This window comes from Azospirillum largimobile (assembly GCF_977007025.2).
Window position 1 is genome coordinate 482,274 of sequence record NZ_CDRMUA020000005.1, and the last position, 20,047, is coordinate 502,320.

The following is a 20,047-nucleotide window of genomic DNA, read 5'->3' on the forward strand; positions in this document are numbered from 1 at the left end:
CGCCCGCCGCCGGTTCAGCCGATCGGGTTGGCGAACAGGAAGTTTTCCGCCGTCAGGGTGCCGCGGTCGACGCTCATCAGCTTGATGGTGCTGGTGCTGCCGATATCGATCGACAGGTCTGCCCCGCTCTGGACGGAGTGGGTCAGCACGTCGTTCAGGCTGGAGAAGCCGGCGACGCTGCGCAGGTCGATCACGTCGCCGCCGGTGCCGGCCTGGAAATCGCCGATGCAGTCCCAGCCGTCGGCCGCACCCTGCACGAAGGTATCCCGCCCGGCGCCGCCGACCATGTAGTCGTTGCCGCCATTGCCGGTGATGGTGTCGTTGCCGCTGCCGCCGGCCAGATACTCGCCCGCCGAGGTCCCGGTGACGGTCTGGCCGGTGCCGCCGGTGGAACCGCCGCCCGTGCTCCCGCCCGGGGAGGCCCCAGGCGAAGCATTGAGGAAGGAGAAGTTGGCGGCGGTCAGGCTGCTGCGGGTGACGTTGGCCAGGGTGACGCTGTTGTTGTCGTCGAAGCGGACGATGGTGTTGGCGCCCTCCTGGGTGGTGGCGGCCATCACCGCGGTAAAGTCGGTCAGCCCGGCCCAACCCGCGACATTCAGCACGTCGCCGCTGCCGCCGGCCTGGAAGTCGGCGACATAGTCCCAGCCGTCGCCGGGCTTGAAGACGAAGCTGTCGCTGCCGGTGCCGCCGACCATGTAGTCGTTGCCGCCGTTGCCGGTGATGACGTCGTTGCCGCTGCCGCCGGCCAGATAGTCGCGGGCCGCGGTGCCGGTCAGCGTCAGCCCGCCCGTGGAGCCGCCAGGATTGCTTCCTCCGCCCGTGCCGCCGCCGGGAGTGCCGCCCCCCGTATCACCGCCGCCCGTGTTGCCGCCGGTGCCAGCCTGACCCAGCGTGATGGTGTTGCCGGACAGGCTGATGTTGGACGCGGCGAAGCTGCCGGCGATGCGCAGGGTCACGTCGGCCCCGGCGGCGGCGTTCATTCCGATATGGACCAGGGTGACGCCGTTCACCGTCTCCGCCTGGACCTGGCCGGCCTGGAGCGTGCCGCCGCTGCCGGTGCCCACGGTGCCCGACAGCGACGCACCGGCGATGGCGAAGGCGTCGCCGGTGACCGCGCCGGTGATGCCGGTGAAGCCGTTGGCCTGGGCCGCCGTCATCGTCACGGTGTGGCGCTGGCTGCCGGTCAGGGCCAGTGTCTCGACGCTGGTCAGCGTCATGCCGCTGATGTCGATCCTCGGCGACGCGACGTCGTTGTGGTATTCCAGGTTGTAGCCGTTGAAGCTGGTCAGGTTGTCGGAGCGGACCTCCAGCGTGTCGGTGCCGGTGCCGCCGTCGAAGCCGACGGTGCCGGCGTCATACTGGCTGACGACGATGTAGCGGTCGTTGCCGGCCTCGCCGAAGATCGTATCGGCCTGGGTCTGGGCATAGCTGCCGGCGGTGACGATGCCGGCCAGGATGGTGTCGTCGCCGTCGCCGCCGTGGACGGTGTCGCGCTCCCAATCGCCCTTCAGCAGGTCGTTGCCGGCATCGCCATGGATCAGGTCGGCGCCGCCGCCGCCGGCCACCGTGTCGTCGCCGAGTTCGCCATGCAGCTCGTCATTGTCGGCGCGGCCATACATCAGGTCGCCGCCGCCGCCGCCGAAGACGCTGTCGTTGCCGTCGCCGGCCTCCAGCGTGTCGTTGCCGGCCCCGCCATGCTCGACGTCGTTGCCGCCATGGCCCCAGAACCACACCGCCCTGTCGCCCGCCGTCAGGCTGTCGGCATATTCCGAACCGATCCAGCGCTGGATGTTGACGAAGGTATCGCCGGCCGCCTCCCCGGTGTTGTTGGCGCCGTTGGTCAGATCCAGTGTCAGGCCGGCGGTGGCATCCTCGTAGGTGACGATGTTGAAGCCGCTGCCGCCGACATAATGGTCGGCGCCCAGCCCGCCGTTCATGGTGTCGCCGGCCGCGACGCCGGTGTTGCCGCCGCCGACCAGCGTGTCGTTGCCGATTCCGCCGGCCAGGCTGTCGTTGCCGGTGCCGCCGGTGATGCTGTCGTTGCCGGCAAGCCCGTTGATCGTGTTGCCGCCATTGTCGCCGACCAGCGAGTCATTGCCCGCCGTCGGCGTGCCGCTATAGGCCAGACGGTGCGGCCAGGCAGCGGCGCCCTCAAAGGGACGGGCCGCCAGGATCGGGCCGGTCACCACGTCGAGGTCCCAGGAACCGCCCTGGTCCGCATGGCCGACCGGATGGCTGGCGGCGGCGACACGCGCGCCGGTGACGACGGCCAGACGCTCGACGAAGCGGCGGCCGTTGCCGCCGGCGCCGACGTCGCAGGCATGGATCAGGATCTCGGTGCCGGTCGCATCGGGCCAGCGGCGGTCGAACAGGGCGCTGGTGTCGAGCGGCATCGCCCCCAGCTTCACCACGCCCGGCGCGCCGTGGGCGATCAGGTGGACCGCGGCCGGACCCGTCTCCAGGGCGTCGGCGAGCAGGCCGAGGGCGTCCTCGTCGGCGGCCACCCGGATCACCGTCACATCCGGCGCGTGCCGGCCGATCAATGCGTCGATATCGGCCAGCCCGGCGTCGGCAAGAATGATCCCGTGCATGAAAACCCCTTTCTGGGGAGTTGTTGGAAATCGTTTTGCGCGTTCCGTGATGTACGGGATCCTGCCCAGGCCACAACGCCCAATAAGCCGATCATTCCTTGGGAAGCATCGCGCCCAGCCGGACGAGCTGATTTCTCCGGACCGGCGAATGAGGACGGTCCCAATCGATTTCGACGCGCTCCGGCTACTCCGCTCCATGGCACCCTCTTGCCACTCATTTGCCAAGGCGAGGTAGAGGCGCGACGCAATACCTCCAATTCGGGGTTGTCCCGTGCGTCGAAGGGCTGAGGCCAATTTGTTTGACCTATATCGGAATGCGGCGCATCGTTTCGGTCAGACCTGCAGCGCAACGGAGTGCGCCCGATGTCCCTTCCCGATTCCTTCACCGCCTTCGTCATCGCCGACGACAACGGCAAGCCCAAGGGCTCCTTCACCACTCTTTCGCCGTCCGATCTGCCGGACCACGAGGTGCTGGTCGAGGTCTCCCATTCCACGGTCAACTACAAGGACGGGCTCGCCGTCACCGGAAAGGCGAAGATTGCCCGCAAGCTGCCGATGGTGGCGGGGATCGATCTCGCCGGCACGGTGGTCGAGTCGCGCTCACCCGACTGGAAGGCCGGCGACCGGGTGGTGGTCAACGGCTGGGGCCTGTCGGAGACGCAGTGGGGCGGCTACAGCCGCTATCAGCGGGTGAAGCCGGAGTGGCTGACCCGCCTGCCCGACGCCTTCACGCCCGAACAGGCAATGGGGATCGGCACCGCCGGCTATACCGCGGCGCTGTGCGTCGACGCGCTGGAACGCTGGGGCGCGATCCAGCCCGGCGGCCGGGAGGTGCTGGTCACCGGTGCGGCCGGCGGCGTCGGATCGGTGGCGGTCGCCCTGCTGGCCAAGCGCGGCTATGCCGTCACCGCCTCCACCGGGCGGCCGGAGACGCACGAGTATCTGCGCGGCCTTGGCGCCGGCGGCTTCATCGACCGCGCCACCCTGCTGGAAAAGGGGGCGCCCCTGCAGAAGGAGCGCTGGGCGGGCGGCGTCGATTCGGTGGGCGGCCAGACGCTGGTCAACGCCTTGGCGCAGACGGTGTGGGGCGGAGCCGTCGCCGCCTGCGGGCTGGCCGGCTCGTCCGATCTGCCCGGCACGGTGCTTCCGCATATTCTGCGCAGCGTGACGCTGATCGGCATCGATTCGGTGATGGCTCCGGCCGACCGCCGTGCGTCGGCCTGGGCAAGGCTGGCCCGCGACCTCGACCCCGGCCATCTGGGCGCGATGTACGAGGTCCATCCCTTCGCCGACCTGCCGGCGCTGGGCGAACGCATCCTGGCCGGCCAAATCCGCGGCCGGGTGGTTCTGGACCTGACGGCCTGATACCGGCGGCCCGAATCCGGCGCATAAAAAAATGGGCCATCGGCGAGAAGCCGATGGCCCAGTCCAGGAGAGAATTCGTTCAGGAGGGCCGGGGCCCGCCCCGGTTCAGTTCATCAGCAGGCGTGGCAGCCACAGCGAGAAGGCCGGGACATAGGTGACCAGCAGCAGCGCCAGGAACAGCGCCCCGTAGAAGGGCGTGATGGAGCGCATCACCTCGCCCACCGACACGCCGCCGATGGCGCAGCCGATGAACTGGGTGGTGCCGACCGGCGGGGTGTTCAGGCCGAGCGCGCAGTTGATCAGCATCACGATGCCGAACTGCACCGGGTCCATGCCGTAGGTCATGGCGATCGGCAGGAAGATCGGCGTGCAGATCAGGATCGTGCTGGCCATGTCCATGAAGGTGCCCAGCAGGAACAGGATGATGTTGATCAGCAGGAAGATGACGATCGGGTTGGACGAGATGCCGGCCAGCAGTTCGCCGGTGATGTCCGCCACCTCATAGAGACCCATGAGGTACTGGAACATCGTCGACACGCCGATCAGCAGCAGCACCACGCCGGTGGTCTTCACCGTCTTGGCGGCGGCGGCCAGGAACTTCTCCAGCGTCAGCGTGCGGTAGACCAGGGTGGTCAGCAGCAGCGCGTAGATCACGGCCACGGAGGCCGATTCGGTCGCGGTGAACACGCCGCTGGTGATGCCGGCCAGGATGATGACGACGATCAGCATGCCGGGCAGGGCGGCGGCGAAGGTGTGGAGCAGGATGTCCCAGCCGGGGAAGGACCCCTTCGGGTAGCCGCGGCGGACCGCGACGTAGTAGGCGGCGCCCAGGTTGCAGACCATCAGCAGCAGCGCCGGCATCAGGCCCGCGGCGATCAGCGCGCCGATGGACGCCTTTCCGCCGGCGGCCAGCGCGTAGATGATCATGTTGTGGCTGGTCGGCATCAGCGCGCCGACGAGGGCAGCGTGGGTGGTGACGTTGACCGCGTAGTCGGCGTGGTAGCCTTCCCGCTTCATCATCGGGATCATCACGGCGCCCATGGCCGACACGTCGGCGACGGGGGAGCCGGCGACGCCGCCGAACAGGGTGCAGGCCACCACGTTGGACATGCCCAGCCCGCCACGGATGTGGCCGACCATGCTCTTCGCCGCGGCGACGATCTTGTCGGCGACGCCGCCGTGCAACATCAGCTCGCCCGAGAAGACGAAGAAGGGAATGGCCAGGAACGAGAAGACGTTCATCCCCGACATCATCTGCTGGAAGACCACCGCGACCGGCAGGCCTTCATAGAGGATGGTGCAGAGCGCCGACAGGCCGATGGCGAAGGCGACCGGAATGCCGAGGATGAGGAAGCCGAAGAAGGTGATGCTGAGGATCATCAGTTCCATGACGGCTTTACCTCCTCGCCGCGCAGGATGGCGACGATATGCTCGATGGAGAACAGGACGATCAGCACACCCGACAGCACCAGCGGCACGTAGCGTACGGCTTCGGAGATGTGAAGGTTCGGGATCGTGTAGGACATGACCGAACTGCCGAGAATCCAGCCGTTGTAGGCCATGCAGCCGCCGAAAATTCCGACCAGCGCGTAGATGAGGATGTCCATCTTGCGCCGCGCACTGTCAGACAGCATCACCAGCAGGGATTCGAGCCCGATGTGGCCGGCGTCGCGGACGCCGACGGCGGCACCGATCAGGGTGACGTACAGCACCAGCACGATGGCCAGGCTTTCCGCCCAGGTCGGCGAGTTGTTCAGCACGTAGCGGCCGAACACCTGATAAAAGACGACCGCGACGATCGACATCAATCCGATGATGGCGACATACATGCCGGTCTTGGCCAGCACCGCGTTCATCCGCGTCAGCCAGCCGGCTGCATGCGGCGGGCTGACATCCATTGCTTGCAGCTCGATATCCATGCTGCGGCTCCCCTTGGGTGGCGGCACCGTCCCGCCGGGGACGGCGCCGCGCCTCACCCCTTGCTTACTTGGTTTCCTGGACGCGCTGCACGAGGCTCTGGAGCTTCGGCGTGTTGGCGAACTTGTCGTAGACGGGCTTCATCGCATCGATGAATTCCTGCTTGTTGGTGACCTCGACGATCTGGGCGCCGGCCTTGGTCACGACGTCCTTCGACTTCTGCTCGCGCTCTTCCCACAGCTTGCGCATGTAGGGCACCGACTCCTTGGCGGCCTGGCGGACCAGAGCCTGGTCGTCCTTGGACAGGCGGTCCCAGGCGACCTTGGAGAAGACCAGCACTTCCGGCGCCATCGCGTGTTCGGTCAGCGTGAAGTACTTGGCGGCTTCGAAGTGGCGCGAGGACTCGTACGACGGGTAGTTGTTCTCGGCCGCATCGACGATGCCGGTCTTGAGCGCGGTGTAGACCTCGCCGAAGGGCATCGGCGTGGCGTTGGCGCCCAGCGCCTGGATCATGGCGACGAACAGGTCGGACTGCTGGACGCGGATCTTGGCGCCCTTCATGTCGGCCAGCGTCTTGTAGGGCTTGGCGGCCGAATACATGCTGCGCGAGCCGCTGTCGTAGAAGGCGAGGCCGACCATGCCCTGGCTTTCCATCGCCGCCAGGATTTCGTCGCCGATCTGGCCGTCCAGGACGCGGCGCATGTGGCCGGTGTCGCGGAAGATGAAGGGCAGCGCGGTGACCATCGTCTCCGGCACCACGTTGTTCAGCGGCGCCACGTTGATGCGCATCATCTCGAGCGCGCCGATCTTCAGCTGCTCGATGGTGTCCTTCTCGTTGCCGAGAGCGCCGTTCGGGAACACCTTGACGCCGAGACGGCCGTTGGTGCGTTCCGCCAGCAGCTTGCCGACATAGCGCGCCGCCTCGACGGTCGGGTAGTCGGTCGGGTGGATGTCGGCCGACCGGAAGTCGCGCGCGGCGGCCGGAGCCGACAGCATCGGCGCGGCCATCATGCTGCAGACGGCACAGGCGGCCAGCAGCGCGGTGCGGACCGAAGTCAGAGCAAACTTCATAGGTTCTCCTCCTGTGTGCGGGGCCGGAGCCTGAGCGGGCCGGCCTCTCTTGTTCTGGTGTTTCCGGATTGCCTGGTGGCCGGTGGGCCGCCTGTGTGTGACTGGATGAACCGTGGGCCGGTGACGGACGAAGCGTGGATGAGGCCCCTTTGCCGAGACCGGCTTTCGCAGCGCTGCGACCGCGCCACGCGCGGCCGGAAATTGCGCATGGCCGACACAGGCCCTGCCCTTGCCCCCATCCTCTTTCCGCTCCGCTTGGCAACGGTGCCGCCCCCGGCGGCGCCCTGTTCACGTCACTTAGGATATTAGTATATCACTCTGCGTGCAAGTCTGAAAGTTCCAGCCGGCAACTACCGTTTTGGACTTTAAACTGATTCAGATTGGCGGGGAGAGAGACAAAGTGGCTGCGGACGCGGGTTTCAGCCAGTACACGGATCGCCGCAGGGGGTTGGGTGCGACATTCGGCCCCAGCTCTCGCCGCAGCCCTTCCCCCATTCGCTCAAACGCGGCGGCCAGCCATTCCAAGGCCGTTCATCACAAGCCCGTCAGCCGTGACCGTTCACCAGGGGCCACACCTCCATGGCGCCGCGGTAGATCATGTCCAGGGCGACGTAGAAGATGATGGCGAGGCCGACATAGGCCAGCCAGCGGTGCTTCTGCAGAACGCGGGCGATGACGCTGGCGGCGAGGCCCATCAGGGCGATCGACAGGGTCAGGCCGATGACCAGCACCCCCAAATGCTCGCGCGCGGCGCCTGCCACGGCCAGGACGTTGTCCAGCGACATCGACACGTCGGCGACGACGATCTGCCAGACCGCCTGGCTCAGGGTCTTGCGCGGACCTGCCGTATCGGCTCCGCCGTCGTCCTCCAGCACCTCGACCGCCTCGTCCTCCTCATGGGACTGGCGCAGCTCGCGCCACATCTTCCACGAGACCCACAGCAGCAGCACGCCGCCGGCCAGCAGAAGCCCGATGATCTGGAGAAGCTGGGTGGTGACCGCCGCGAAGGCGATGCGCAGCACGGTGGCGGCCAGGATGCCGATCAGGATGGCCTTGCCGCGCTGTTCCCGCGGCAGTCCGGCGGCGGCCAGACCGATGACGATGGCGTTGTCGCCGGCCAGCACCAGGTCGATCATGATGACCTGAAGCAGCGCGAAAAGCGCCTCAGTTGTGAATAGCTCCGTCATTTGAGCGGATGTCCTCGCATCACGAAAAATGTGGGCGGAGAGTCCGCGCGAGGGCTGTTCGGACCGGCCGGGTCATGCCGAAGCATCGACGGAAGGCGTCGGTCGGGGGCACGGGGCGCGGGCCGCTCCTTGGTGTTCCCAGTCCGACATCGCAACCGGTGAGGTTGCCAGAGGGGCCCGGCCTGGTGCTGGCGCTTTACGCCAAAGTGGTGGTTTCCGCAAGGCCGCACACCGCGCGGCCCGGCGGATGGAGTTCGGGTTGCGGGGTCAGGGTTCGGCCACCTCCACGGTTGTGCCGCCGGCAGCGGCGTTCAGGATCGCGTCGATCAGACGGTGCACCTTCAGCGCCTCCCGCCCGTCCACCCGCGGCCGGCGTCCGTCGTCGAGCGCATCGAGGAAGTCGGACAGCACGGCCCGGTGATGCTGGTGCGAGAAGGCCATCGGATCCGCGCCGCCACCCAGCGTGGCGCCGTCCTGGCCGGCGAGGATGCGCTCGCCGCCGACCAGCTGCACCTCCAGCCGGTCGCCGGACAGCACGGCCGACCCGCCGGTTCCGGCGATCTCGATCCGCTCCGGATAGCCGGGATAAGCGGCGGTGGTGGCGTCGATGGTGGCCAGCATTCCGTTGCCGTATCTGAGCGCGGCGGCGACCACGTCTTCCGTATCCATCCGGCGAAGCACGCTGGTGGCGGCAAATCCCGCGACCCGCTCCGGCAGGCCGAGCAGGCCGACGAAGGCGTCCAGCGTGTGGATCGCCTGGGTCAGCAGCACCCCGCCGCCGTCGCGCGCCTTCATGCCGCGGCCGGGCTGGGCGTAATAGGCGGCGTCGCGCCACCAGCGCACCGACACAGCCGCCGACAGCGGCCGGCCCAGCGTGCCGTCGCGCATCAGCCCGGCCAGCCGCTCCACCGAGGCGCGGAACCGGTGCTGCAGGACGACGCCCAGCGTCAGCCCGGCCTCCTCCATCGCCGATACCACGGCGCGCGCGCCCTCCGGCGTGGCGTCCAGCGGCTTTTCCAGCAGCACATGCTTGCCGGCGGCGGCACAGCGGGCGACCAGTTCGGCATGGCTGTCGGGCGGGGTCAGCAGCAGGACGGCCGACAGCGTCGGATCGTCCAGCAGGATCTCCATTCGGTCGACCGTCGGCAGTCCGTGGCGGGCGGCGAAGGCGGCGCGGCGCTCGGCCGACGGGCTGAAGCAGCCCGCCACCTCCACCCGGTCCCGAAGGTCGATCAGGCTCTGCGCATGGGGCGCCGAGGCCATGCCGAGGCCGATCACGCCGATGCGGCGGCGGCCGGGTGCAACCGAAGGGGCGATCGGGGCGGACATCAGGGCGTTCCTTCCATGACTGCGTCGGTCAGGCTGCCGGAGAAATAGAGCGGTGCGGCATTGCGCACGTCGTCCACCGTGATCTGCAGATTGTCCAGGTGCAGGATCAGGCTCCGTTCGGCCCGGTCCGGGTCGTGGGCGGCGATGGCCTCGACGATGGCCTCATGTTCGGCGATCACCGTGCGCATGCGGCCGGGAACCGGCAGGGTCAGCCGCCGGCAACGGTCGAGCTGGACCTTGGCCTGCTGGATGATCGTCCAGAATCCGGGATAGCCCGCCATTTCGGTGATCTGGGCGTGGAAGGTCTCGTCGGCCTGATGGAAGCCGTTGGCGTCACCGACCGCATCGACCTCGCGCTGCTGCTCCAGGCAGGCGCGCAGGGCCGCGATCTGGCTGCGGCTGGCACGCTCCGCGGCGAAACGCACGGTGGCGCGCTCCAGCACCTTGCGGATCACGCCGGCCTCAGGCAGCGCTTCCAGCGGGATGCGGGCGACGAAGGTGCCCGATTGCGGGAAGATTTCGATCAGCCCCTCGTCCGCCAGCCTCAGCACCGCCTCGCGCACCGGCGTGCGGCTGACGCCATAGGCTTCGGCGATCTGCTTCTCGGCGATTGGGTCGCCCGGCTTGCGCCTCAGCGACACGATCTCCGCCCGGAGATCGCGGTGGATGGCGTCGGCCGCCGTCGGGCCGCGCCGCACGTCGCGCCGGGCCGGCGGGCGGATCTGGAGTGGGGCGGTCTTGCCCGGCTTGGCCGGACGGGTGGCAGCGGTGGAACCGGTTTTGGCCGGCGGGTTGCCGGATGGCATGACGTCCAGCCTCCTCAAGAGCGACTGACGCCAGAATACTAATATATCAGCTAGGGCGGCAAGCAATTTCGCTCATCCCCCGTCGCGTACGGGTGTGACAAAGGCGCCCGCACTCCCGCCATGGATGTGGAGGGAGGGCGAGGACCACCCGCCTACAGCCCCGCCGCCAGCCTCGTGCCCTGGGCGATGGCGCGCTTGGCGTCCAGTTCCGCCGCGATGTCGGCGCCGCCGATCAGGTGGACGGCGATGCCGGCGGCCTCCAGCGGCGCCTGAAGTTCCCGCAACGGCTCCTGCCCGGTGCACAGAACGATGCTGTCGACGGCCAGCGTCTGCATGCGCTCGCGCTTCTCGCCGAAGCTGATGGTCAGACCTTCGTCGTCGATGCGCTCGTAATTCACGCCGGACAATGCCTGGATGTTCTTCATCTTCAGCTGGGCCCGGTGGATCCAGCCGGTGGTCTTGCCCAGCCCCGCGCCGGGCTTGCTCGCCTTGCGCTGGAGCAGGACGATCTCCCGCGCCGGGGGCGTCAGGTGGGGGCGGATGCCGGCGACGCCGCCGCGCGCCTCGGCCGGGTCGGCAACGCCCCATTCGGCGCGCCACAGCGCCGGCTCCAGGCTGGGCGACGGCCCCTCATGGGCCAGGAAATCGCTGACGTCGAAGCCGATGCCGCCCGCCCCGACCACGGCGACCCGGCGCCCAACCGGCTTTGCACCGCGCAGCACATCGATGTAGGTCAGCACCTTCGGGTGGTCCTGGCCGGGAATCCTCGGGTCGCGAGGCACCACCCCGGTCGCCAGAACCACCGCGTCGAACCCCGCACCCGTCAGGTCGCCGGCACCCACCCGCCGGCCCAGATGCAGCGCCACCCCGGTCTCCGCCAGCCGGTTGCGGAAATAGCGCACCGTCTCGTGGAATTCCTCCTTGCCGGGGATCAGCTTGGCCATGTTGAACTGGCCGCCGATCTCGTCGGCCGCGTCGAACAGATGCACCTCGTGCCCGCGCTCCGCCGCCGTCGTGGCGCAGGCCAGCCCGGCCGGGCCGGCGCCGACCACGGCGATGCGCTTGCGCTGTCTGGCGGGGACGATCACCAGTTCCGTCTCGTGGCAGGCGCGCGGGTTGACCAGACAGCTGGCCGTCTTGCCGGAGAAGATGTGGTCCAGGCAGGCCTGGTTGCAGGCGATGCAGGTGTTGATCGCTTCCGGCCGGCCCGCCGCCGCCTTGGCGACGAAGTCCGGATCGGCCAGGAAGGGCCGCGCCATCGACACCATGTCGGCCAGTCCCTCGCCGATCACCGCGTCGCCAACCTCGGGCGTGTTGATGCGGTTGGTGGTGCAGAGCGGGATCGACACCGATTCCTTCAGCTTGCCGGTCACCCAGGCGAAGTTGGCGCGCGGCACGCTGGTGGCGATGGTCGGCACCCGCGCCTCGTGCCAGCCGATGCCGGTGTTGATGATGGTGGCGCCGGCCTGCTCGATGGCTTGGGCGAGCTGCACCACCTCCTCCCACGTGCTGCCGTCGGGGATCAGGTCCAGCATCGACAGGCGGTAGATGATGATGAAGTCGCGCCCGACCGCCTCCCGCATGCGCGACACGATCTCCACCGGGAAGCGCATGCGGTTCTCGTAAGCGCCGCCCCACTTGTCGGTGCGCTGGTTGGTGTGGGTCACCAGGAACTGGTTGATCAGGTAGCCTTCCGACCCCATCACCTCCACCCCGTCATAGCCGGCCTCGCGCGCCAGTTCGGCACAGCGGACATAGGCGCGGATCTGGCGCTCCACCCCCCTTGCGGTCAGGGCGCGCGGGGTGAAGGGAGTGATCGGCGACTTGATGCGCGACGGCGCCACCGACAGCGGGCTGTAGGCATAGCGGCCGGCATGCAGGATCTGCAGCGCGATCTTGCCGCCTTCGGCATGGACCGCGTCGGTGATGACCCGGTGCGACCGCGCCGCCCCATGCCGCGCCAGGGTGGAGCCGAAGGGCGACAGCCACCCCTCCACATTCGGCGAGAAGCCGCCGGTCACCATCAGCCCGACCCCGCCGCGCGCCCGCTCGGCGAAATAGGCGGCCAGCCGCGGGAAATGGCGGCGGCGGTCCTCCAGCCCGGTGTGCATCGACCCCATCAGCACCCGGTTCTTCAGCACCGTGAAGCCGAGGTCGAGCGGGGCCAGCAGATGGGGGTAGGGCTGGGTCACGGGCTGGCTCACTGGGTGGTTCCTCCGGCTTTTGAAGACGGCGCTTCTGGTGGCGCTGGGGATACGGATGATCCGTGCTGCGGAGCCTAGTTCGAGTTGACGTATGCGTCAACATGGTTCCGCGACGACCCACATGCCCTCTTCCGCATTGTTCGCCCGCCCCGCTTTCCGCTGGATGAAAAAGCCGTCCGGCGAACTGGCTCAAGGCCCTGCGCGGCGGTCAAGCTCCCGACCCAAGGGCCGCCCCTCCATCCGCGGCGGCCAATTCGCGCAACCGGGAGTTCGGCCATGGTGCAGTTCGCCGCCAACCTGACGATGCTCTACAACGAGCATCCCTTCCTCGACCGATTCGCCGCGGCGGCCGATGCCGGCTTCCGTGGCGTGGAGTATCTGTTCCCCTACGACTTCCCCGCCGACGCGCTGGCCGAGAAGCTGCGCCAACATGGGCTGACCCAGGTCCTGCACAATCTGCCCGCCGGCAACTGGGGCGGCGGGGAGCGCGGCATCGCCATCATGCCCGACCGCGTGCAGGAGTTCCGCGACGGCGTCGCCCGCGCCATCGACTATGCCGGCACGCTGGGCTGCAAACAGGTCAACTGCCTCGTCGGCATCCTGCCGCAGGGGGGCGACGTCGCCGCGGCGGAAAGCACGCTGACCGGCAACCTCGCCTATGCCGCCGACGCGCTGGCCGGCACGGGCATCAAGCTGCTGGTCGAGCCGATCAACACCCGCGACATCCCCGGCTTCTACCTGAACCGGACCAAACAGGCGCTGGACCTGATCGCCAAGGTCGGCTCCGACAATCTGTACGTGCAGTACGATATCTACCACATGCAGATCATGGAAGGCGATCTGGCCCGCACGATCGAGGCCAACCTCGCCCGCATCGCCCATGTCCAGCTGGCCGACAATCCCGGCCGCTTCGAGCCCGGCACCGGCGAGATCAATTATCCCTTCCTGTTCAAGCATCTGGACGCCATCGGCTACCGCGGCTGGGTCGGCTGCGAATACAAGCCGAAGACGACCACGGACGAGGGGCTCGGCTGGTTCGCCCCCTACAAGACGGAACCGGCGCACGCCTGAGGCGTCCCCACCATCACGCGAGAAAGGACCAGTACAATGAAGGTCGGATTCATCGGTCTCGGCATCATGGGCACCCCGATGGCGGGGCATCTGCTGGACGCCGGTCACACGCTCTACGTCCATGACATCAAGCCGGTGCCGGCCGACCTGACGTCCAAGGGCGCCATTCCCTGCCCCAGCGGGCGGGAGGTGGCTGCGGCGGCCGAGGTCATCATCACCATGGTCCCCGACACCCCCCATGTCGGCGCCGCCCTGTTCGGCGAGAACGGCGTCGCCGCCGGCCTGTCGTCGGGCAAGATCGTGGTGGACATGTCCTCGATCTCTCCCATCGAGACGAAGGAATACGCCAAGCGCATCAACGACCTCGGCTGCTCCTACCTCGACGCGCCGGTGTCGGGCGGTGAGGTCGGGGCCAAGGCCGCCTCGCTGACCATCATGGTCGGCGGCCCGCAGGAGGCCTTCGACACGGTCAAGCCGCTGTTCGACAAGATGGGCAAGAACGTCACGCTGGTCGGCGGCAACGGCGATGGCCAGACCACCAAGGTCGCCAACCAGATCATCGTCGCGCTCACCATCGAGGCGGTGGCCGAGGCGCTGCTGTTCGCGTCGAAGGCCGGCGCCGATCCGGCCAAGGTCCGTCAGGCGCTGATGGGCGGCTTCGCCTCCTCCCGCATCCTGGAGGTCCATGGCGAGCGGATGATCAACCGCAACTTCACCCCCGGCTTCCGCATCGAGCTGCACCAGAAGGACCTCAACCTCGCGCTGAGCGGCGCCAAGGCGCTGAACCTGTCGCTGCCCCACACGGCAAGCTGCCAGCAGCTGTTCAACGCCTGCGCCGCGCAGGGCGGCTCGGCCTGGGACCACTCCGGCATGCTGCGCGCGCTGGAACTGCTTGCCGGGCACGAGGTTGGGGCGAAGTGAGCGGGTGGAGAGTCGTCGGCTGACGATGCCCCCACCTAACCTCCCCCGCTGGGCGGGGGAGGGACTGCCGCCACTCTCCCGCATCAGCAATCATCCCCTCCCCCGCCCAGCGGGGGAGGGTTAGGGTGGGGGCAACGGCCGTCACCACTTCACCACCCCACCCGCACCATTTCCCCACCCCTCATTCCCGTGCATTCTACCCGCCCCGCTTCCCACGACGCCCGAGCGACCATGAGCACCGCCATGACCACAGACGCCCTGCTCCACGACCTGTTCCAGGCGGCGCTGACCGCGGTGACCGCCGAGACACGGCTGCCGGCGGCCCTGCCGCAGCCGCCGAAGGGCCGCACGGTGGTGATCGGCGCCGGCAAGGCGGCGGCGGCCATGGCGAAGACGGTGGAAGACCATTGGCCGGGGCCGCTCACTGGCCTCGTCGTCACCCGCTACGATCATGATTTGCCGACCGAACGGATCGAGGTGGTGCAGGCCAGCCATCCGGTGCCCGACGCCGCCGGGCAGGAGGCGGCGCGGCGCATCGTCGACATGGTGCAGGGGCTGACCGCCGACGACCTCGTGCTCTGCCTGATCTCCGGCGGCGGCTCCGCCCTGCTGGCCCTGCCGGCTCCCGGCATCACGCTGGAGGACAAGCGCGCCGTCGCCAAGGCCCTGCTGAAGAGCGGCGCCGACATCGGCGAGATGAACTGCGTGCGCAAGCATCTTTCGGCGGTGAAGGGCGGACGGCTGGCCGCCATGGCCCATCCTGCCCGCGTCGTCTCGCTGCTGGTTTCCGACGTGCCGGGAGACGATCCGTCGGTGATCGCCAGCGGCCCGACCGTGCCCGACCCGACCAGCTTCGCCGACGCCCGCGCCATCCTGGCGAAATACGGCATCACCCCGCCGCCCGCCGTGGCCGCCTTCCTCGAAGCGGCGGAGGACGAAACGCCCAAGCCCGGCGATCCGCGCCTGAGCGGTGCCGTCACCACCATCATCGCCACCCCGCAGGACGCACTGGAGGCCGCAGCGGCACTCGCCCGTGACCGCGGCTATACCCCCGTCATCCTCGGCGACGCCATCGAGGGTGAAGCGCGCGAGGTCGCCAAGGTCCATGCCGGCATCGCCCGGCAGGCCGCCCGCCACGGCCAGCCGGCTCCAGTCCCGGCGGTGATCCTGTCCGGCGGCGAGACCACGGTGACGGTGCGCGGCCAGGGCCGCGGCGGCCGCAACATCGAGTTCCTGCTGGCGCTGGCGGTGGCGCTCGACGGCCATCCCGGCATCTGGGCCGCCGCCTTCGACACCGACGGCATCGACGGAACGGAGGACAATGCCGGCGCCCTCCTGCGCCCCGACACGCTGAAACGGGCCGAGGCGATGGGGCTCGATGCCAATGCCTTCCTCGCCGACAACGACGGCTACAGCTTCTTCAAGGCGCTGGGCGATCTGGTCGTCACCGGCCCGACCCGCACCAACGTCAACGATTTCCGGGTGATCGTCATCGACCCATCCTGACTCCTCTGAAAGAGTATCGACTGACAGATATTGACATCTGTCAGTCGATAGCCGATAACCGCTCCATCACGCATCGATGGAGGGACACATGGACACGCGCGCACTCGGCACATCCGGCCCCACCGTTTCCGCCCTCGGCCTCGGCTGCATGGGCATGTCCGACCTGTACGGCCCCGCCGACCGGGCGGAGGGCATCGCCACCATCCATGCAGCGCTCGACGCCGGGGTGACGCTGCTCGACACCGGCGACTTCTACGGCATGGGCCACAACGAGATGCTGATAGGCGAGGCGGTGCGCGGCATCCCCCGCGACCGCTTCCAGGTCAGCGTGAAGTTCGGCGCCCTGCGCGCGCCGGACGGCAGCTGGCTCGGCTACGACGCCCGTCCGGCGGCGGTGAAGAACTTCCTGGCCCACACGCTGAGCCGGCTGGGGCTGGACCACATCGACATCTACCGCCCGTCCCGTCTCGACCCGAACGTTCCGATCGAGGACACCATCGGCGCCGTCGCCGACATTGTGAAGGCCGGCTATGTCCGCCACATCGGCCTGTCGGAGATGGGGGCCGAGACCATCCGCCGCGCCGCCGCCGTCCACCCGATCTGCGACCTGCAGATCGAATATTCGCTGATTTCCCGCGGGATCGAGGACGCCATACTGCCGGCCTGCCGCGAGCTCGGCATCGGCATCACCGCCTATGGCGTCTTGTCGCGCGGCCTGATCAGCGGCCACTGGAGCAAGGACAGAGCCGGGGACAGCGCCGGGGCCCCCGGCGACTTCCGCGCCCACAGCCCGCGTTTCCAGGGCGGGAATCTCGACCGCAACCTCGCCCTGGTCGAGGAACTGCGCCGGGTCGCCGCGGCGAAGGGGGTCAGCGTCGCGCAGATCGCGATTGCTTGGGTGCTGTCGCGCGGTTCGGATATTGTGCCGCTGGTCGGCGCGCGGCGGCGCGACCGGCTGACCGAAGCGCTGGGAGCCCTGGAATTTGACCTCACCCCCGATGACCTCGCCGCGATCGAACGGGCGGTGCCGCCCGGCGCGGCGGCCGGCGACCGCTACGCCCCGCAACAGATGGCGATGCTCGACAGCGAGCGGCGCTGAGGCACAGTCCAATGGCTGAGGCGGCGCTGACCCCGGACCGCATCCTGGAGGCGGCGGAAGAGGTCCTGCGCCGCTACGGTCCCGCCAAGGCCACGGTGGTGGACGTCGCCCGCGCGCTGGGCGTCAGCCACGGCAGCGTCTACCGCCACTTCCCCAGCAAGGCCGCGCTCCGCGACACGGTGACGGAGCGCTGGCTCGCCCGCGTCGCCGATCCGCTGGACGCCATCGCGGAGGAGTCCGGCCCGGCACCCGCCCGCCTGCGCCGCTGGTTCGACGCGCTGATCCAGGCCAAGCACCGCAAGGCCGGCGACGATCCGGAACTGTTCGCCACCTACATGACGCTCGCCGCCGAAGCCCGCGAGGTGGTGGCGGAGCATGTGGCGCACCTCTGCGACCAGATCGCCCGCATCGTCGCCGACGGCATGGCCGACGGCAGCTTCGCCCCCGGCGACGCCGCCACGGTCGCCCGCGCCCTGCTCGACGCGACTGCCCGCTTCCACAACCCCGCCCACGCCGCCGAATGGGCCTCCCCCGACACCGCCACGGCGTTCGAGGCGGTGTGGACGCTGGTCATGCGGGGGTTGGAGGTGCGTGGGTGAACTGAAGGAGAAATTCTCCTCTGCCCCGAAAACAAGGCGCCGCATACAACTCCGGTGATCGCACCAGCTGGAAACTTGACCACAAGGCAAAACCACATTACCTATTTGACAGCACCTGGGCCTCGTTTCGGACGTCAATCTCGAGGGGTTTCGCACGGTATACGCTTCACACGAGCGTCCGCCTTACGAGACAGCATCGCAGGTCCCCAGGTGCTTCTCCCTAAGCATGCCTTTGCCGGCTTTTCATCATCGTTTTGAATGCAAGTTGACACGCACTTGAGCGCACGTCGGCAACGACAGTGTATTCAAAGCCATTGATCGACTTACGGAACAAAATCGTCGATACGCCGCGTTTCGAACCATCACCGTTCGAAGGGGTGCCGTCCTGGATGATTTCCGGGATCAAGCAGAAATCGTCCTCAACTACAGCTTCCTGACCTCTTTTAGCCTCTTTTGAAGCATCGCCATGTTGTTTCAGCGCATGCTTCAAAGCGGTGTTCTCTACAATCACGGAAAATCGGCGCAGATCCAAACTGGTTTTGGAGCGAACCCGCGATGCGTTTTGAAGCGGGCCTATTTCGTGCGCCTCAACACGGTCCAGTGATTTTAGGCACTGATTGACGAATCTCTTGATAAGATGCGACTCTTGTTTGAACTGCCTTGACGGTCCTGAGCTGGCTGATCCTGCATCAGGCGCAAATGCAACGCTGAAAATCACCAACTCGATCCCGTCCTCACAATCCGGTTCGCGTGCGCCATCACACCCGACGGACGAAACATAGAATAACTTCAATTACCGTTCAACTTTCCGCATCACTCCTACAAACTCACAGCCCTTCACCCCGCCTTCGCCTTCGTCAGCTGCGAGATGTAGATCCGCGTCAGCGACTTCAGGATCGGCGGCATCGCCATCACCGCGTCCTCGAAGCTGCGCTTGTCGATCACCTCGCAGATGCCGCCGGCGACCGCCACCGCGGTGACGTCGGGCAAACGGCCGGTCAGCAGATAGATCTCGCCGAACAGGCTGCCCGGCCCGAAGGTCGCGATGTCCCCGCCCAGCGTGCCGCGGCCGGGGCGGAGCGCCACGCGGCCGGACTGGATCAGGTAGGCGGCGTTCACCGGCTCGTTGGGGCCGAAGAAGACATGCCCCTCGCGGATCATCCGGCGATCGACCACCTTCTGGAAGGAATTGGTGGATCGGAAATCCACCGCGTTGCCGAACCGCTCGGTCGGCGGCAGGCCATAGTCGCGGCGGATGGCGGCGATCAGGCTCTGCAACAGGTATGAGGCCAGCGGCGGGCTGCGCTTCAGCAGGCCGCGGAAGGCGTCCCGCGTCACCTCGACGCAAGACACTTCGGTCAGCGAGCGCACGGTGGCGCTGCGCTCGCCATCGTCGATCAGCGCCATCTCGCCGACCACGGCCCCCTTGCCGACCACCCCCAGCCGCCGGGTTCCGCCGTCCGGCGTGGTCAGCAGCACCTCCAGCTCGCCGGATTCGATCAGCCACGCCCGGTCTGCGCGTTCGCCCTGCCGCATCATCACGATGCCGGCACCGATGATGAAGCGCTTGGGACCGGAAGCTGCGGATTGCGTCATGGGGCGGCTCGGGAGAGGCGAAAGGTTATCGCGGCACTCTACCCCATGGCGCCAAGGCCGTCAGCCGCCAGCCGCCAGCCGTCAGCCGCCGGTCTTCATCACCCCGCCGCGGTCGCGCGCCGGCCCGCCGCCACGGCCTCCTCCATGGCCCAGATGCTGGCGCAGGAAGGCCACGACCTCCGGCGCATCCCACTCCACCGCGCCCTCGACGCGGCCAAGCTCGCGCCCTTCCGGATCGACCAGGATGGTGGTGGGCAGGCCGCGCAGCGACAGCGCCTTCATCGAGTCCGACGCCGGGTCGAGGAACACCGTCAGGTTCTGCACCCCCGTCTTCTTGTAGAATGGTTCCACCGCCGCCCGCCCGCCGCGGTCCAGCGACAGCGCCACCACCTGGAAGGCGTCGCCGCCCAGCTGGGCCTGCAGCCGGTCGAGCGAGGGCATCTCCTTCACGCAAGGCCCGCACCACGTTGCCCACAGGTTCAGCAGGATCACCCGGTCCTTGAAGTCGGCCAGATCGATCCGGCGCCCTTCGGCGTCGATGAAGGACAGCGGCGGCATCGGCTTGGGCTCCGCCCCCTTGAACTTCTCCAGCTTGTCGACACCGGTGGAGGCGACGGGCATGGCGCCTGACGGGGCGTCCGGCGCGCCCAGCCGCAGCACCTCGGGTGGAGTGGGCGCCGCACCGGCGCTCCACCACAGGCCGGCCCCGGCCATGCACACACAAACCGTTGCGACAGCCGCCAAAGTCCGCATACTCACGCTTCCTCGCTCCCCTTCACCCGAAT

General features: G+C 68.2%; 17 protein-coding genes. 6 read left to right on the forward strand and 11 right to left on the reverse strand.

All coding sequences use genetic code 11. The annotated features are described in order from the left end of the window. Nucleotides 1-14 precede the first annotated feature (14 nt). Nucleotides 15-2,591 (reverse strand): DUF4347 domain-containing protein, encoded by a 2,577-nt coding sequence (locus tag ACWPKK_RS26975; protein ID WP_452010572.1) that lies wholly within the window; start codon nt 2,589-2,591, stop codon nt 15-17. A 363-nt stretch (nt 2,592-2,954) separates the two neighbouring features. Between ACWPKK_RS26975 and ACWPKK_RS26980 the strand changes: the two genes are divergently transcribed. Then, entirely contained in the window at nt 2,955-3,956 is a 1,002-nt protein-coding gene (locus ACWPKK_RS26980; protein WP_452010575.1) for an MDR family oxidoreductase, read from the forward strand. A gap of 105 nt (nt 3,957-4,061) precedes the next feature. Here ACWPKK_RS26980 and ACWPKK_RS26985 read toward each other — a convergent pair whose 3' ends face one another. From ACWPKK_RS26985 to ACWPKK_RS27015, 7 genes are all read right to left on the reverse strand, one after another. Continuing rightward, the gene (locus ACWPKK_RS26985) at nt 4,062-5,345 is read right to left on the reverse strand and encodes a TRAP transporter large permease (RefSeq protein ID WP_324866505.1); all 1,284 of its coding nucleotides are present in this window, start codon (nt 5,343-5,345) and stop codon (nt 4,062-4,064) included. Next, nucleotides 5,336-5,875, reverse strand: coding sequence for a TRAP transporter small permease (locus tag ACWPKK_RS26990; protein ID WP_452010578.1), 540 nt, complete (start codon nt 5,873-5,875; stop codon nt 5,336-5,338). Before ACWPKK_RS26990 ends, ACWPKK_RS26985 begins: the two co-directional genes overlap by 10 nt. A gap of 64 nt (nt 5,876-5,939) precedes the next feature. After that, on the reverse strand, nt 5,940-6,944 hold the full coding sequence (locus ACWPKK_RS26995) for a TRAP transporter substrate-binding protein (protein WP_324866510.1): 1,005 nt from the start codon (nt 6,942-6,944) through the stop codon (nt 5,940-5,942). Nucleotides 6,945-7,489: 545 nt separating this feature from the next. Next, nucleotides 7,490-8,131, reverse strand: coding sequence for a TerC family protein (locus ACWPKK_RS27000; protein ID WP_310115494.1), 642 nt, complete (start codon nt 8,129-8,131; stop codon nt 7,490-7,492). 267 nt (nt 8,132-8,398) lie between these two features. Continuing rightward, nucleotides 8,399-9,460: a Gfo/Idh/MocA family protein gene (locus tag ACWPKK_RS27005; RefSeq protein ID WP_452010581.1), complete on the reverse strand. Its 1,062-nt coding sequence runs from the start codon at nt 9,458-9,460 to the stop codon at nt 8,399-8,401. After that, nucleotides 9,460-10,266 carry a GntR family transcriptional regulator gene (locus ACWPKK_RS27010; RefSeq protein WP_452010584.1) on the reverse strand — a complete coding sequence of 269 codons (807 nt, stop codon included), beginning with the start codon at nt 10,264-10,266 and terminating at the stop codon, nt 9,460-9,462. Before ACWPKK_RS27010 ends, ACWPKK_RS27005 begins: the two co-directional genes overlap by 1 nt. 152 nt (nt 10,267-10,418) lie before the next feature. After that, on the reverse strand, nt 10,419-12,458 hold the full coding sequence (locus ACWPKK_RS27015) for an oxidoreductase (protein WP_452010791.1): 2,040 nt from the start codon (nt 12,456-12,458) through the stop codon (nt 10,419-10,421). Between the two features lie 288 nt (nt 12,459-12,746). Here ACWPKK_RS27015 and hyi point away from each other — a divergent pair, with 288 nt between their 5' ends. The 5 genes from hyi to ACWPKK_RS27040 all read left to right on the forward strand — a co-directional run bounded on the left by hyi (nt 12,747) and on the right by ACWPKK_RS27040 (nt 17,666). Beyond that, entirely contained in the window at nt 12,747-13,541 is a 795-nt protein-coding gene (gene hyi / locus ACWPKK_RS27020) for a hydroxypyruvate isomerase (RefSeq protein ID WP_452010587.1), read from the forward strand. 36 nt (nt 13,542-13,577) lie between these two features. Then, entirely contained in the window at nt 13,578-14,462 is an 885-nt protein-coding gene (gene glxR / locus ACWPKK_RS27025) for a 2-hydroxy-3-oxopropionate reductase (RefSeq protein WP_452010590.1), read from the forward strand. A 243-nt stretch (nt 14,463-14,705) separates the two neighbouring features. After that, complete coding sequence (locus tag ACWPKK_RS27030; RefSeq protein WP_452010593.1) at nt 14,706-15,968, forward strand: glycerate kinase type-2 family protein; 1,263 nt, start codon at nt 14,706-14,708, stop codon at nt 15,966-15,968. An 88-nt stretch (nt 15,969-16,056) separates the two neighbouring features. Next, the gene (locus ACWPKK_RS27035; protein ID WP_452010596.1) at nt 16,057-17,067 is read left to right on the forward strand and encodes an aldo/keto reductase; all 1,011 of its coding nucleotides are present in this window, start codon (nt 16,057-16,059) and stop codon (nt 17,065-17,067) included. 11 nt (nt 17,068-17,078) lie between these two features. Beyond that, complete coding sequence (locus ACWPKK_RS27040) at nt 17,079-17,666, forward strand: TetR family transcriptional regulator (RefSeq protein WP_452010599.1); 588 nt, start codon at nt 17,079-17,081, stop codon at nt 17,664-17,666. Between the two features lie 220 nt (nt 17,667-17,886). Here ACWPKK_RS27040 and ACWPKK_RS27045 read toward each other — a convergent pair whose 3' ends face one another. The 3 genes from ACWPKK_RS27045 to ACWPKK_RS27055 form a co-directional block, all read right to left on the reverse strand. Beyond that, nucleotides 17,887-18,384 (reverse strand): PBECR3 domain-containing polyvalent protein, encoded by a 498-nt coding sequence (locus tag ACWPKK_RS27045; protein WP_452010793.1) that lies wholly within the window; start codon nt 18,382-18,384, stop codon nt 17,887-17,889. Between the two features lie 119 nt (nt 18,385-18,503). After that, on the reverse strand, nt 18,504-19,262 hold the full coding sequence (locus ACWPKK_RS27050; RefSeq protein WP_452010602.1) for a cyclic nucleotide-binding domain-containing protein: 759 nt from the start codon (nt 19,260-19,262) through the stop codon (nt 18,504-18,506). An 81-nt stretch (nt 19,263-19,343) separates the two neighbouring features. Continuing rightward, nucleotides 19,344-19,976 (reverse strand): TlpA family protein disulfide reductase, encoded by a 633-nt coding sequence (locus tag ACWPKK_RS27055; protein ID WP_452010605.1) that lies wholly within the window; start codon nt 19,974-19,976, stop codon nt 19,344-19,346. Nucleotides 19,977-20,047 lie beyond the last annotated feature (71 nt).

What these genes read in the sequence shown, in the direction of transcription:
- ACWPKK_RS26975 (WP_452010572.1), bottom strand. Translation starts at nt 2,591, where the DNA reads ATGCACGGGATCATTCTTGCCGACGCCGGGCTGGCCGATATCGACGCA.
- ACWPKK_RS26980 (WP_452010575.1), top strand. Translation starts at nt 2,955, where the DNA reads ATGTCCCTTCCCGATTCCTTCACCGCCTTCGTCATCGCCGACGACAAC.
- ACWPKK_RS26985 (WP_324866505.1), bottom strand. Translation starts at nt 5,345, where the DNA reads ATGGAACTGATGATCCTCAGCATCACCTTCTTCGGCTTCCTCATCCTC.
- ACWPKK_RS26990 (WP_452010578.1), bottom strand. Translation starts at nt 5,875, where the DNA reads ATGGATATCGAGCTGCAAGCAATGGATGTCAGCCCGCCGCATGCAGCC.
- ACWPKK_RS26995 (WP_324866510.1), bottom strand. Translation starts at nt 6,944, where the DNA reads ATGAAGTTTGCTCTGACTTCGGTCCGCACCGCGCTGCTGGCCGCCTGT.
- ACWPKK_RS27000 (WP_310115494.1), bottom strand. Translation starts at nt 8,131, where the DNA reads ATGACGGAGCTATTCACAACTGAGGCGCTTTTCGCGCTGCTTCAGGTC.
- ACWPKK_RS27005 (WP_452010581.1), bottom strand. Translation starts at nt 9,460, where the DNA reads ATGTCCGCCCCGATCGCCCCTTCGGTTGCACCCGGCCGCCGCCGCATC.
- ACWPKK_RS27010 (WP_452010584.1), bottom strand. Translation starts at nt 10,266, where the DNA reads ATGCCATCCGGCAACCCGCCGGCCAAAACCGGTTCCACCGCTGCCACC.
- hyi (WP_452010587.1), top strand. Translation starts at nt 12,747, where the DNA reads ATGGTGCAGTTCGCCGCCAACCTGACGATGCTCTACAACGAGCATCCC.
- glxR (WP_452010590.1), top strand. Translation starts at nt 13,578, where the DNA reads ATGAAGGTCGGATTCATCGGTCTCGGCATCATGGGCACCCCGATGGCG.
- ACWPKK_RS27030 (WP_452010593.1), top strand. Translation starts at nt 14,706, where the DNA reads ATGACCACAGACGCCCTGCTCCACGACCTGTTCCAGGCGGCGCTGACC.
- ACWPKK_RS27035 (WP_452010596.1), top strand. Translation starts at nt 16,057, where the DNA reads ATGGACACGCGCGCACTCGGCACATCCGGCCCCACCGTTTCCGCCCTC.
- ACWPKK_RS27040 (WP_452010599.1), top strand. Translation starts at nt 17,079, where the DNA reads ATGGCTGAGGCGGCGCTGACCCCGGACCGCATCCTGGAGGCGGCGGAA.
- ACWPKK_RS27050 (WP_452010602.1), bottom strand. Translation starts at nt 19,262, where the DNA reads ATGACGCAATCCGCAGCTTCCGGTCCCAAGCGCTTCATCATCGGTGCC.
- ACWPKK_RS27055 (WP_452010605.1), bottom strand. Translation starts at nt 19,976, where the DNA reads ATGGCCGGGGCCGGCCTGTGGTGGAGCGCCGGTGCGGCGCCCACTCCA.